General features: G+C 70.5%; 14 protein-coding genes. 7 read left to right on the forward strand and 7 right to left on the reverse strand.

Annotated elements, in window-relative coordinates:
• Positions 1–88 precede the first annotated feature (88 nt).
• Positions 89–334, forward strand: a complete 246-nt coding sequence (locus KUTG_RS36125) for a hypothetical protein (RefSeq protein WP_157494996.1) — start codon at positions 89–91, stop codon at positions 332–334.
• Positions 335–528: 194 nt separating this feature from the next.
• Here the strand turns inward: KUTG_RS36125 and KUTG_RS36130 are convergent, their stop codons facing one another.
• The 3 genes from KUTG_RS36130 to KUTG_RS36140 are packed head-to-tail and all read right to left on the reverse strand — an operon-like array spanning position 529 to position 3,219.
• Positions 529–1,572 carry an ABC transporter substrate-binding protein gene (locus KUTG_RS36130; protein WP_369794556.1) on the reverse strand — a complete coding sequence of 348 codons (1,044 nt, stop codon included), beginning with the start codon at positions 1,570–1,572 and terminating at the stop codon, positions 529–531.
• On the reverse strand, positions 1,569–2,429 hold the full coding sequence (locus KUTG_RS36135) for an ABC transporter permease (RefSeq protein ID WP_369794665.1): 861 nt from the start codon (positions 2,427–2,429) through the stop codon (positions 1,569–1,571). Before KUTG_RS36135 ends, KUTG_RS36130 begins: the two co-directional genes overlap by 4 nt.
• Positions 2,413–3,219: an ABC transporter ATP-binding protein gene (locus tag KUTG_RS36140; RefSeq protein ID WP_043723255.1), complete on the reverse strand. Its 807-nt coding sequence runs from the start codon at positions 3,217–3,219 to the stop codon at positions 2,413–2,415. The genes KUTG_RS36135 and KUTG_RS36140 overlap by 17 nt, the downstream gene beginning before the upstream one ends.
• A gap of 143 nt (positions 3,220–3,362) precedes the next feature.
• On the opposite strand from KUTG_RS36140, the gene KUTG_RS36145 reads away from it, so the two are divergent.
• Together KUTG_RS36145 and KUTG_RS36150 are read left to right on the forward strand one after the other, a co-directional pair.
• Positions 3,363–4,940 (forward strand): sensor histidine kinase, encoded by a 1,578-nt coding sequence (locus KUTG_RS36145; RefSeq protein ID WP_232241158.1) that lies wholly within the window; start codon positions 3,363–3,365, stop codon positions 4,938–4,940.
• A 22-nt stretch (positions 4,941–4,962) separates the two neighbouring features.
• Positions 4,963–5,622 (forward strand): response regulator, encoded by a 660-nt coding sequence (locus KUTG_RS36150; protein WP_043723258.1) that lies wholly within the window; start codon positions 4,963–4,965, stop codon positions 5,620–5,622.
• On the opposite strand, the gene KUTG_RS36155 is transcribed toward KUTG_RS36150, so the two are convergent.
• Positions 5,619–6,086, reverse strand: coding sequence for an SMI1/KNR4 family protein (locus tag KUTG_RS36155; protein WP_052395796.1), 468 nt, complete (start codon positions 6,084–6,086; stop codon positions 5,619–5,621). The genes KUTG_RS36150 and KUTG_RS36155 overlap by 4 nt on opposite strands.
• Positions 6,087–6,119: 33 nt before the next feature.
• Here KUTG_RS36155 and KUTG_RS36160 point away from each other — a divergent pair, with 33 nt between their 5' ends.
• Positions 6,120–6,941 carry a serine hydrolase domain-containing protein gene (locus KUTG_RS36160; RefSeq protein ID WP_043723259.1) on the forward strand — a complete coding sequence of 274 codons (822 nt, stop codon included), beginning with the start codon at positions 6,120–6,122 and terminating at the stop codon, positions 6,939–6,941.
• A 54-nt stretch (positions 6,942–6,995) separates the two neighbouring features.
• On the forward strand, positions 6,996–7,811 hold the full coding sequence (locus KUTG_RS36165) for a S1 family peptidase (protein ID WP_052395797.1): 816 nt from the start codon (positions 6,996–6,998) through the stop codon (positions 7,809–7,811).
• A 46-nt stretch (positions 7,812–7,857) separates the two neighbouring features.
• Here the strand turns inward: KUTG_RS36165 and KUTG_RS54290 are convergent, their stop codons facing one another.
• The 3 genes from KUTG_RS54290 to KUTG_RS36180 form a co-directional block, all read right to left on the reverse strand.
• On the reverse strand, positions 7,858–8,253 hold the full coding sequence (locus KUTG_RS54290; RefSeq protein ID WP_052395798.1) for an ANTAR domain-containing protein: 396 nt from the start codon (positions 8,251–8,253) through the stop codon (positions 7,858–7,860).
• A gap of 191 nt (positions 8,254–8,444) precedes the next feature.
• Entirely contained in the window at positions 8,445–9,701 is a 1,257-nt protein-coding gene (locus tag KUTG_RS36175; RefSeq protein WP_063753611.1) for a nitric oxide synthase oxygenase, read from the reverse strand.
• Between the two features lie 304 nt (positions 9,702–10,005).
• A complete protein-coding gene (locus KUTG_RS36180; RefSeq protein ID WP_043723261.1) occupies positions 10,006–10,587 on the reverse strand; it encodes a bifunctional DNA primase/polymerase in 582 nt (193 codons plus the stop codon).
• Between the two features lie 128 nt (positions 10,588–10,715).
• On the opposite strand from KUTG_RS36180, the gene KUTG_RS36185 reads away from it, so the two are divergent.
• Together KUTG_RS36185 and KUTG_RS36190 are read left to right on the forward strand one after the other, a co-directional pair.
• On the forward strand, positions 10,716–12,140 hold the full coding sequence (locus KUTG_RS36185) for an aminotransferase-like domain-containing protein (protein ID WP_043723266.1): 1,425 nt from the start codon (positions 10,716–10,718) through the stop codon (positions 12,138–12,140).
• Between the two features lie 128 nt (positions 12,141–12,268).
• A complete protein-coding gene (locus KUTG_RS36190) occupies positions 12,269–12,976 on the forward strand; it encodes a hypothetical protein (RefSeq protein ID WP_043723267.1) in 708 nt (235 codons plus the stop codon).
• The last annotated feature ends 25 nt before the right edge of the window (positions 12,977–13,001 follow it).

The raw sequence follows: 13,001 nt of genomic DNA on the forward strand, positions 1-13,001 counted from the left end.
CAGCCTGCCTGCCGGCTGTTTCCGATCGGTTTCCGTCGCGTGAGTGCGAGATCAGCACCAGAGCCAGTGACAGCTCGTGGTGGTCGGGATGGGCAGCCCCGGCGCGGTGGTGGTCGTGGGCGGCGGCTGGGTCGTCCGGGTCGTGGGCGGCGGGCCGGTGTGGGGGGTGGTCTTCGGATGCGACTCGGTCTCGCCGGCCGACGTCGTCGTGGTGGACGACGCGGTCGTCGACGCCGTCACCGTGACGACCAGGGTGGACACTTTCGTGCTCACCGTGGCCGGCACGGACGACACCGTCGACGGCGGCGTCGCCGCGTTCGCGTCCAGCTCGTGAAGGTAGGCGCCGAGTAACACACCGACGATGGCCGAGGCGCCGACCGCGCAGGCCGATGAAGCCACCAACGCGCGTACCACCGATCCTCCTTGCACCCCAGGATTGAGCCGACAGTGCGCCGAGCGGAGTTACCGCTTGGTACGTCACGACTCTCCATAAGCTAGTCGGCCGGTCAAGTCCTGGGCTGAAGGGGCTCAGGCCGAAGCCTGGTCCACGAATTCGGTGGTGTAGGTCTCAGTGAGACGGACGCTGTCCTTCTTGCCCTTGACGTTCGGGGAGAACTGGCTGAGCACGGTGAGCACGTTCTCCGCCCCGGCCGAGGGCATCTTGCCATCGCTGTTGAACATGGACTTGGTGTCGCCGACGGCCTTCTCGTACAGGGCCTTGTCGCTGCCCGCGTAGTCGGCCGGCATCTTGGCGGCGATCTCGGCCCCGGAGTGCGAGGAGATGAACTTCAGGGTCTTGACCAGGGCGTTGGCCAGCTTCTGCACCACCGGCTTGTGCGCCTTGACGTAGTCGCAGCTCATGTACAGCGAGCTGGCCGGATACAGCCCGCCCAGCGCCGCCTTCGTGCCCTCCTCGGTGCGCATGTCCAGCAGCACCTTGCCCTTGCCGGTGGACACCAGCTGGGCCACCGTGGGGTCCGTTGTCATGCCGGCGTCAATTTGGCCGTTTTCCAGCGAGGCGACAAAAGTGCTGCCGGCCCCGGCCTTCACCTCCGTGTAGTCGGTGCCGGCCTTGAGTCCGTGTTGCTGGCCCAGGTACTGGGTGAGGAAGTCGGTGGACGAGCCCAGATCGGTCACGCCCAGCCTGCGCCCCTTGAAGTCGGCCGCCGACCTGATCTCCGCGGCCTTGGTCGGCGAGACCATTTCCACCTCGCCCGGGATGTTGGCCAGCTGCACCACGCTCTCCAGGCACTTGCCCTTGGTCTGCAGGTCGATCGTGTGGTCGTAGAAGCCCACCACCGCCTGCACGTCGCCGGAGATCAGCGAGTTCTCCGCGTTCACTCCGGCCTGCTGGGTGGCCAGGTCGACGGTGATGCCCTGCTCCTTGAAGTAGCCCAGCTGGTCGGCCAGCTTGGCCGGCAGGTAGATGACCTTGTCGATGCCGCCGACCATGATCCGGACATGGTCCGTGCCGCCGGCCGTGGCCGAGTCCGTGCGGGAGTCACGGCACGCCGCCAGGCCGAGCACGGTCGCCGCGGCCAGCACCAGCGTGACAGGGGTACGCAGGTTCACAGTTGGGCTCCTTGCTCGTGGGCCGCGGTCGGCCGCCACTTGAGCAGCCGCTTCTCGAGTGCGGTGAGGATCGCCTCGGCCAGCAGGGCCAGCACGGTGATGACGATCATGCCGGCGTAGATGCCGGGGGTGTCGAAGTTGCCCTGGGAGCGGGAGATCAGCAGGCCGAGGCCGGTCTCGGCGCCGACGACCTCGCCGACGACGGCGCCGATGAGGGCGAAGCCGAAGGCGGAGTGCAGGGAGGCCAGGATCCAGGAGGTGGCGCTGGGCAGCACGATGGTCATGAGCACCTGGAACCGGCTGGCGCCCAGCACCCGGGCGTTGTTGATGAGGTTGCGGTCCACCTCGCGGGCGCCCTGGAAGGCGTTGAAGAACACGGCGAAGAACACCAGGATGAACGCCGTCGCGATCTTGGACTGCATACCGAGGCCGAACCAGATCACGAACAGCGCGGCCAGCACGATGCGGGGCACGGCGTTGAGGGCCTTGATGAACGGCGCGCAGATGTCCGACAGCAGCGGGCTGCGGCCCAGCAGCACACCGAGCACGATGCCGGCCAGCGCGCCGATCAGGAAGCCGATCACGGCCTCCTGCATGGTGGCGGCGATGTTCGTCCAGATCGAGCCCTGGCTGGTGCCGACGGTGAACCAGTCGACCAGCTTGGCCCACACCTCGCTGGGCTTGGAGTAGAAGAACGGGTCGATCCAGTAGGTGGCGGCCAGCTCCCAGCTGCCCAGCCACACGGCCACCAGCACGACCCGGATCGACCACACCTTGAGCCGCCGGTTGCGAGCCGCCCGGGCCGCGCCGGTCAGCTCCCGCGCCGGGATCGCCTCCGTCTCAGCTGGCAACGACACTGCGCTCACGGGCCTTGTCCACCTCTTCCCGCAACGATTCCCAGATCTCCCGGTACACGGACTGGAACTCCGGCGTCATCCGGATCTCCTCCACCAGCCGCGGCCGCGGCAGGTGCACGTCGAACGTGGACTTCACGGTGGCCGGGCTGGCCGTCATGACGATCACCTTGTCCGCCAACGCGATCGCCTCGTCCAGGTCGTGCGTGACGAAGACGACGGCGGCGTTGGTGCCCGACCACAGGCGGAGCAGCTCGTCCTGCATCAGGGCCCGGGTCTGCACGTCCAGGGCGCTGAACGGCTCGTCCATGAGCAGGATCGACGGCTCGTTGACCAGGGTCGCGGCCAGGGCCACGCGCTTGCGCATGCCGCCGGACAGCTGGTGCGGGTAGTAGCCGGCGAACTTGGCCAGCCCGACCTTCTCCACCCAGACCCGGGCCTTCTCCCGGGCCTTGGCCTTGGACGCGCCGCGGTAGCGCGGTCCGGCGGCCACGTTGTCCAGCACCGAGCGCCACGGCTGCACGGCGTCGTTCTGGAACATGTAGCCGATGCCCTCGGGGATGCCCAGCACCGGCTCGCCGCGCACGAGGGCGATGCCGCTGGACGGCGGTTCGAGCCCGGAGACCAGCGACAGGGTCGTGGACTTGCCGCAGCCGGTGGGACCGACCACCGCCACGAACTCGCCGGGCTGCACGGACAGGGTCAGTTCTCGGACGGCGGTGTGCACGCCGCCGGTCGCGCCGCGGAAGCGTTTGGTCGCCGCCCGCAGCTCGATGACGGGTCCGGTCGTCATTGGCCAGCTCCTTATGTCTGCTGGCGCAGGACCGTAGGTGGCCGCGGCCACCGTGCGAAGCCTTGTCGCGCTTGTCCGCCCATCGCGCGTTAACCGTGTTTCGCACGTTCTGCTCACGGGGGTTCGCGGCGTAGGGTCCGGCCATGGCGCCGCCCCGGATGCGGTTCGCCCGGCAGGTGCTGCTGCTTCAGATCGGCGTGGTCGTGCTGGTCGTCGGAGTGGGGTTCGCCCTGGTCGGGTGGCTGCTGTACGACAACCTGACCGGCCAGTACAAAGCACGGGCGCTGGCCGTGGCCCAATCGGTCGCGGCCAACCCCGACGTCGGCGACGCCGTCGCCGCGGCCGACTCCAGCGGCCTGGTGGAGATCCGCGCCGAGGCGGTGCGCATCCGCACCGGGGCGCTGTTCGTGGTGGTCACCGACCGTAAAGGGATCCGCTACGCGCACCCCAACCCGGACGAGGTGGGCGAGCTGGTCAGCACCGACTTCACCGAGGTCGTGGCCGGCAAGGAGGTGGCCAACATGGACACCGGCACGCTCGGCTACTCGGCCCGGGGCAAGGTGCCGCTGCGCGACCACACCGGGGCCATCGTCGGCGAGGTCAGCGTCGGCTTCGACGCCAGCACCATCTGGGACTCCCTGCTGCTCGCGCTGGCGTGGTGCGCGCTCGGGCTGGTCGGCGCCCTGGCCGTGGGCGTGGCGGGGTCGGCGCTCTTGAACCGCCTGCTGAAGCGGCGAACCTTGGGCCTGGAGCCGTCCGAGTTGTCGGAGTTGGTGCAGCAGCGGGAGGCCGTGCTGCACGGGATCGGCGAAGGCGTGCTGGCGGTGGATCCGGCCGGCCGCGTGTCCGTCTGCAACGACGAGGCGGCCCGACTTCTCGGCAGTGCACCGTCTCCGGGCACACCGCTGTCCACTTTGGAGCTGCCGGCCCGCATCGTCGAGGCGGTCTCCGACGGCACACCGGTGGACAATCTCATTGCCGTGGCCGGAGATCGGGTGCTCGTGGCGACCTCACGCCCGGTGCGGCGGGATGACATCAACCTCGGCACGGTGTTGACGCTGCGGGACCGGACCGACCTGGAAACCCTGACCCGGGAACTGGATTCCGTGCACCGGCTGACCGATGCGTTGCGGGCGCAGCAACACGAGTTCGCCAACCGGCTGCACACCCTGTCCGGGCTGCTCCAGACCGGTCACCACAACGAGGCCGTCGACTACCTCCAGGCGTTGTCGACCACGCCGGTGATCCCGCTGGGTCCCGCGGCGGTGCCGGATCCCTATCTTCAGGCCTTCGTGTCGGCGAAAAGCGTTGCGGCGGCCGAGAAGGGTGTGACCTTGGAGGTCGGCGAGGCCAGCTGGGTGCCGACGAAGGTGATCGCCCCGGTCGAGGTCACGACCGTGCTGGGCAACCTCGTCGACAATGCCGTGGAGGCCGCGCGTCTGGGCGCTCGCCGCCCGGCGCGGGTGGAGCTGGACCTCGTCGCCGACGGGTCGACCCTGCACGTGTCGGTGGTCGACAGCGGCGACGGCGTCCCGGAACGCCTGCGGGACACAGCGTTCCTCGAAGGCGTGTCCACTAAGGACACTCCGGGTCACGGCCTCGGGCTGGCGCTGACCCGGCAGGCGGCGCGGGCGCTGGGCGGCGACGTGCGGCTGGCCGATCCCGGCGGCCCCGACCATGGCGCGGTGTTCGCCGCCAACTTGCCGGAGGTGCTGGCGTGAACGGTGTTGTGGAGGTGTCCGGGTGATCCGCGTTCTGGTCGTGGAGGACGATTTCCGCGTCGCCCAGGTGCATTCGGCGTTCACCGACCGGGTGCCCGGCTTCGTGGTGGTCGGCTCCGCCCGCACCGCCGCCGAGGCGTCGGCCATGATCGCCGAGCTGGGGCCGGATCTCGTGCTGCTGGACACCTATCTGCCCGACCGGTCGGGGCTGGAGCTGCTGGTCGAGATCTCCGTCGACACGATCATGCTCACGGCCGCCTCCGACGCCGCCGCGGTGCGGGCCGCGATCACCGCCGGGGCGCTGAACTACCTGGTCAAGCCGTTCACTGCCGAGCAGTTGGGGGAGCGGCTGCTGGCCTACGCCCGCTTCCACAACCAGCTGTCGCCGGCCGGCCGGGCCCTGACCCAGGAGGAGATCGACCGCGCGATCAGGACCCTGCACGACGGCGACCACCCGCACGCCCCCAAAGGCCAGTCACCGGTGACCGCCAAGCTCGTGTCGGACGCTTTGCGGGCCGCCGACGGGCCGTGTTCCGCGGCCGAGATCGCCACCACGCTGGGCATCGCCCGCGCGACCGCCCAGCGCTACTTGGCCGCCTTGGCCCAGGAAGGCACCGCCACGATGAGCCTGCGCTACGGCCTCACCGGACGCCCCGAGCATCAATACGGGTGGAAGGGCTAACGCTCGCCCTCCCACAACTCCACGGCCATGGCGGCGAAGTTCTCGTGCGGGCTGGGGTCCTCGCCGTCGCCCGGCCACCATTCGTACGCGGTCCACTCGCCGTCCCCGGGATGCAGGAACAGGTAGTGCCCGGCGCCGCCGTCGTCGAGGGAGATGAGCAGGCACTGCGCCAGGACTGCCGCGTGGTCGGCGAAGAAGTCCATGTCCGGCGTGGACCAGGCGGCCAGCAGCTCGGGCTCGGTCTCCCGCAGCCAGCCGATCTGTTTGGCCGGCAGCAGGTCGACGGCGAAGACGTCCGCGCTCAAGCCGTTGCTGGCCAACAGGAAGTTCCGGTAACCGGGCGGCAGTCGCACTCCGAGCCGTTGCTCGGCGGCGAGCACGTCCTCCTCGGCGGCCGGCGGGTGTCCGGCGCCGCCCAGGAATTCCGACCACTCGGCGGTGGTCGACGGGTGAGCGAGGTCCATGGCCGGCCACCCTAGTCAACTACGCTGGCCGCCATGAATTCGCTGTCGATGATCGACACCTGGTCGGCCGAGCACGCGGCGGTGGCCGTGGTCGACGCCGACGGCACGGTCCTTGGCTCCTACGGCCCGCTCGACCACGTCTTCCCGCTGGCCTCGGTGACCAAGCCGCTGGTGGCCTACGCGGCGCTGATCGCCGTCGAGGAGGGGGCCGTCGAGCTGGACCAGCCGGCCGGCCCCGAGGGCGCGACGATCCGGCACCTGCTCGCCCACGCCTCCGGCCTGGCCTTCGACGACCACCAGACCGTCGCCGCCCCGGGCACCCGCCGGGTCTACTCCAGCGCCGGCTTCGAGGTGCTGGCTGCCGCCATCCAGGACGCCACCGGCATCGCGTTCCCGCAGTACCTGGCCGAAGCCGTCTTCGAGCCGCTGAAGATGAGCACCGCCAGGCTGGTCGGCCCGGCCGGCTCGGGCGCGGAGGCCAGCTGCGCCGACCTGATCCACTTCGCCACCGAGCTGCAAGCGCCGACGCTCGTCGCGGCGGAGACGCTGGCCGAGGCGACCAGCGTCGTCTTCCCCGGCCTCGACGGCGTGCTGCCCGGCTTCGGCAATCAGCGGCCCAACGACTGGGGGCTCGGCTTCGAGATCCGCTCGGCCAAGTGCCCGCACTGGACCGGCGGCCACAACTCGCCCCGCACCTACGGCCACTTCGGCGCGGCCGGCACCTTCCTCTGGGTCGACCCGGAGGCGCGGCTGGCGGCCGTCGCGCTCACCGACCGGCCCTTCGACCAGTGGGCCACCGAGGTCTGGCCGCCGTTCAACGACGCGATCCTGGCGGAAACCTCCGATCGACGGTAGCGAGCCATGCTCAGCACACGCTGAAGTGGAGTTCCCTGCGAGAGAGGAACTTCCATGCTCAAGTACCTCGCCGCCGTCGCGCTCCTGGCGGCCGCACTGGCCCCGACCGCGCAGGCCGCGCCTGTTGCCGCGGCCGTCGACTTCACCGGCACGGTGAAGCTCAGCAACTGCTCCGGCTCGGTGGTGAAGCCGCCGTCGGCCAGCGTGAACGACAAGGCGCTGGTGCTGTCCAACGGCCACTGCTACGAGGGCGGCTTCCTCGACCCGGGCGAGGTGCTGGTCAACCGGGCCTCCTCGCGGACGTTCAGCCTGCTCTCGGCCAACGGCCAGAGCACGGTGGCGACCCTGCGGGCCAGCAAGCTGGCCTACGCCACCATGACCGACACCGACGTCACGATCTACCAGCTCACCAGCACGTACGCCCAGATCCAGTCCCAGTACGGGATCAAGCCGCTCACCCTGTCGGCCGCGCACCCCACCGCCGGCGCGTCGATCCGGGTCGTCTCCGGCTACTGGAAGAAGATCTACTCCTGCCGGGTCGACGGCTTCGTCACCCAGCTGCACGAGGACAACTGGGTGTGGAAGGACTCCGTGCGCTACAGCACGCCCGGCTGCGAGGTCATCGGCGGCACCTCGGGCTCGCCCGTGGTCGACGCCTCCACCGGCGCGGTCGTGGCCGTGAACAACACGATCAACGAGAGCGGCGAGCGCTGCACCCTGGACAACCCGTGCGAGGTTGACGCCGCCGGCAACGTCACCGTGCACAAGGGTGTCGGCTACGCCGAGGAGACGTACCTGATCAACACCTGCGTCGACACCGGCAACACCATCAACCTCAACAAGGCCGGCTGCGCCCTGCCCAAGCCCTAGTCGTGTTCGGCGGCCAGCAGGCGCTCGCACAACAGCCTGCTGGCCGTCACCACGTCGTCCCGTCGCCGCTCCCACTCGGGGCGTGCCCTCGGCCGCCAGCAGCGCCTTGTGCGCCCTCCACCAGCGAGCCCGTCGCGTCCACCAGCTCCGGACCCTGCCCGGCGCCGACGAGCGTGGCGGCGCGGCGGGGGCCCAGCTCCGTGGCCAGGTCCACCACCTGCCGGGCCAGCGTGTGCAACTTGACGTTGTACTGCTGGGAAAGCTCGACCAGCAGCTGGAAACCCTGCTGCGGCGCGTGCTCCCCGACGGCCGCGAGCAGCCCGGTCGCCTGGGCGATCACGGTCCTGGTGCGCAGCGCGCGCCGCAGGCCGTCGATCTCGCTCTCCAGCTCGGCGACCCGCGCGCGCAGCCGGTCCGAATCCGATGGCGGTGCGACGGTCACGCCCGCCCCACTGTCGATCTCGCCATGTCTGGGTCCCGCACCTCTCGCCGTCGTCAGCACAGCGCGAGGCCGGGAAACGGCCGCCAGCGAGCGCAAGCCCGGGCGCGTTTCCGCGCCTCGCGTGGAGCTTGCGGCTGGTTTCTCAACCGCGATGACGATCACGGTAGTGACATCGGCGGCCCGAACACAACTCAGGGCACGGGGACGGGGGTGCGGCGGGTGAACCAGCTCAGCCGCCGGATCCGCGGCAGCTTCGGCGGCACGGCGGCCACCGGCTCCGGGAACGCCCGCGGCGCGGCGGTCGTGCCGCGTAGCCGCGCGTCCTCGTCGAGCACGTACTCGGGGCGCAGCTGCTCGGTGTCGTAGTAGCGGTGGAACACCGGCGTCAGCGCGCCGGACATCGGCGGCACGATCCAGCTCCAGTCGGCCGGGCACTTGCGGCCGGCGTCCTCCTCCTTGCTCAGGTGGGTCAGGAAGCGGGCGGACTCGGTGTGGTGGTCGGTGATCGTCACCTCGGCCCGGGTGAACGAGTGCAGCACCGCCCGGTTCAGCTCCACCAGCGCCCGGTCCCGCCACAGCGTCTGGTCGTTGGAGGTGTCCAGGCCGAGCCGCTCGGCCACCTCCCCGATCAGGTCGTACCGGTCCTGGTCGGCCAGGTTGCGGGCCCCGATCTCGGTGCCCATGTACCAGCCGTTGAACGGCGCGGCCGGGTACGAGACGCCGCCGATGGCCAGGCGCATGTTGCTGATCGCCGGCACCGAGTGCCAGCGCAGCCCCAGCCCCGCGAACCAGTTGTGCTCGGGATGGCTGAGCTCCACCTCGTGCACAGCGGCCCGCGGCAGCTCGTGCAGCGTGATGCCGTCCTCGGGCGTCTCCACCACCAGCGGCAGCACGTCGAAGCGGGTGCGCTGGGCCGGCTGCTGCCAGCCGAGCCGGGTCACCTCCTCGGTGAACTCCAGGTACCGCGGGTCGCCGATCACCGCGCCGGTCTCGGCGTCCCAGTAGCCGGCGTACCGGATGAGCTGCTCGTTCCAGATCCGCGGGGCCGGCTGCGTCGGCGTGTCCGGCGCGAAGACCGTGACGGTCGGCCGGATCCGGCCGCCGTTGGTGGCCGAGCGCAGGTGCTCCGCGCACTGCGCCGCCACCGTCGCCGCGTCCCGGACCTTGCGCATGTCCCGGACCCGCAGGCTCTGCCAGTACAGCCGCCCGATGCAACGCGCGTTGTTGCGCCACGCCACCCGGGCGCCGAACGCCAGCTCGCCCTCGGTGTGCCGGTACGTGCCGGTCTCGTCGATCTCGGCCAGCACCTGCTGCAGCCGTGGCGCGACGGGACCGGTCTTGGGGTGCTCGCCGTGGAACAGCCGGAGGAACTCCTCGGCCTCGGCCCTGATGTCACCCGGTTCGGAGGCGTGTCCGTCGGCGACCGGGCATCCAGTGGGGGCGGTCATGGCGAGTGAACCTACGGCCCGGTCACGGTCGCGAAGCACCGCCAGAACGGTTACCGATTCGATGCCGGAACATCATTCGATCGGGGGTTCAGTAACACCGCGTACAGCCTCTCGGTCCCTCCCCCGAGCAACTAAATTCCCCCATCGTGCAATTGACAAAACCCCCTGATCACACACGGTTCCGCTGGCCACCCACTCCGTTTCGCCACATGTGCGCCACATTCGGCATCTGGGACCACATGTGGCGCACATGTGGCATCGAAGACGACATGTGGCGCACATGTGGCGTTGGGTGGGGAGAGGGTTAATTCAGAGCGTCGAGGGCCGCTGTCAGGTCGGCGTGGGACAGGATGGCCCACTCGGACTGCTCGGGCGGGAGCGACCAGTGCATGGGGCCGCGTCTGGTCGGGGTCGGCGGGGCGGGAACCCAGGCGCCCTCGCCGCGGATGCGGGCGTTCAGCGCGCCGAGTCGATTGTCGGGCTGTAGTCCGGGGGTCACCCAGAACAGGCGCACGCCGCGCTCCCGCCACACCGCGATCGGGGTGGGTGTGCGGTGCTCGACGAGTGCGTCCTGCACGCGAACCGCGGCCGGCTCGGGAATCTCCACGACATCGAAGATCACGCCGGTCGGCAGCGCGACGGCGAACGAGAAAAGCCGGTACCAGCTGGCCACGACGTCGGCATCGGTGCTGGCGCGCCCCTGCCACAGGCGCCACACGGGATGCGGACCGTCCTGCACGCAGTCCGCCTGCACGCAGGCGTACCGTGTGCCGTCGAAGAAAGCGGCCGGCACAACCGGCCATCCGTGCGCCGCGTAGCACAGCGCGGCCTGCCTGAGAGTCCGCTGCTGCCCGGGATCGGCCGGACGCAGCCGGGACCCGCTCACGACCCGGTCTCGGCGGGACCGGTGCACTCCATGATCATCTCCTGGGGCTGGGCGATACCGTCATGGTCAAGACTCGCCTGATTCCGGCCGCCTGGGTGAGTCCAATTCGGTGAAAGTGGACGACGTTCGTGGACAACCCCAGAATCGACGAGGCCGCGCTGGCCCGGCTGTTGGACGGCTGGTGCACCGACGCGCGCGAGTCGCTGCACCGGCAGCTCGCCGCCGCGCTGACCGCGTTGATCTCCTCCGGCGAACTGCCGCCGGGCACCCTGCTGCCGTCCGAACGGGCACTGGCAAGCACACTCGCGGTCAGTCGCGGCACATTGGTCACCGCGTACACAACGCTGCGTTCCCTCGGTTTACTGGATTCGCGGCAGGGCAGCGGAACCCGTGTGCGCGGCGTGTCCCAGCCGCGCCTGCCCGGCTCGGCCACCCGGCTCAATCCGTTGAGCGGCACGGCCGACCGCTCCATCGCGGACCTGTCGAGCGCGGCGCTGCCCGGGCAGGACTGGGTGGCCGAGGTGGTGGGCTCGGTCAGTCCGGACGATCTGCGCCGCTGGGTTCGTGGCCACGGCTACCATCCCGCCGGCCTGCCGGCGCTGCGCGCGGCGATTGCCCGGCACTGCACCGAGGACGGCCTGGTCTCCGCGCCGGACCAGGTGCTCGTGACGAGCGGTTCGCAGCAGGCGCTGCAACTGATCGCCACCGCGATGCTCGCGCCCGGCGACGAGGTGCTGGTGGAGGATCCGACCAACTGGGGCGCGCTGGACGCGTTCCGGGACCGGGGCGCGCGCCTGCGCACCATCCCGTTGCGCGACGACGGTGTGGATGCCGACGTTCTGGTCCGGCTGCTGCGCAGTCGCCGGCCGCGGCTGCTGTACCTGGCGCCGACCGTGCACAATCCGGTCGGGGTGAACCTGCGTCCCGCGCTGGCCAAGGTGATCGCCGGCGCGGTGGCCGAGACCGGCACCGCGCTGATCGAGGATCTGTCCTCCGTGGACACGCTGTTCACCGGTCCGCCGCCGCCGTCGATGGCCACGCTGGCCCCGGACGCCGCCGTGCTGTCCATCGGCTCGCTGTCCAAGCTGTTCTGGGGCGGCCTCAGGGTCGGCTGGATACGGTCCACAGTGGACTTCGTCAAGCAGCTGGTGACCTACCGTTCCTCGGCCGACATGGGAAGCTCGGTGCCCAGCCAGTTGGCGGCGTTGCGGCTGCTGGAATACGTGCCCCGCGCGCGGCGGACCCGGGCCAGCCAGCTGCGCGCCGGCTACGAGTGGACCGCGGAGCTGCTGTCCACCCATCTGCCCGACTGGGAATGGGTGGAGCCGGACGGCGGCGCGTCGCTGTGGGTGCGGCTGCCCGAGGGCAATGCCCTCGCCGTGGCCGAGGCCGCCCGTCGCGGTGGCGTGCTCATTACGCCGGGGTCGGTGTTCTCCGCGACGGACGGCCAGCTCGACCGGGTGCGGGTGTCCTTCGCCGCCGGCCCGGACACCGTGCTGGAAGGCGTGCAGCGGCTGGCCGGCGTGTGGCGGACCCGGCGCCGCCTGCGCTGACGCTCAGCGAATTCCCTTGCCGCCCAAGGAAATCTCGGAAATTGTTGAGCGCGGATTCGGGCAACGATCGGCCCGTGCCGGCGTCATAGTGGTGTCCGCGACACACCGGGAATTCGGGGGAGTCCGTCATGTCCAAGCGCGCACTGGTGGCTCTGCCCGTGGCCGGCCTCGGCCTGCTCGCCCTGGTGGCGTGCTCGCCGTCGACGCCGGTCTCGGCGCCCAGCACGCCGCCCACCACCGTGTTGATCACCACCGCCTCCCGGGCCACGGCCACCAGCCCGCCGACCACGACGAGTTCCAAGGCCGCCGCCACGCCCGTGACGGACAACGGCTGCAAGGTGAACCCGGTGACCGAGCTGATGCCCACCGCGCCGGACTTCGAGCAGGTGCCGATCCCGGACCAGATGCAGGTGACCCTGAGCGGCGTGCCGTCGGGCACGGTCAAGGTCACCGGAGCCCCGGTCGAGGTGGCCATGACCGTGTGCAACAACTCGCCGGTCAACTATCCGAGCATCGGCTTCGTGCTCGCGCTGGCGCACTGCAGCTGCGCCCCGGGCCCGCAGGGCATGGCCAAGGGCACCGTGCAGCGGTTCGACGCGGCCAGCGGCAGTTGGGTCACCCTGCCCCACCCGGCGATCGGCGGCGGTATGGACTATCTCGGCGGCTACTCCGCCCAGCAGCCGCTGCCCAAGGGCAAGTCGGTGACCGTGCGCTACCGGTTCAGCTACGACCCGAGCATGACCGCCGGCAAGGGCGGACTGGAGGCGGACGTCGTGGTGCCGGAAGGCAACCACCTGGCCGGCGGAACCCGACTGTCCTTCGCCGTCACCCACTGACGGACCTGTGCCTTGCGGCGCACCG

Source organism: Kutzneria sp. 744 (assembly GCF_000568255.1).
Taxonomy (GTDB): domain Bacteria; phylum Actinomycetota; class Actinomycetes; order Mycobacteriales; family Pseudonocardiaceae; genus Kutzneria.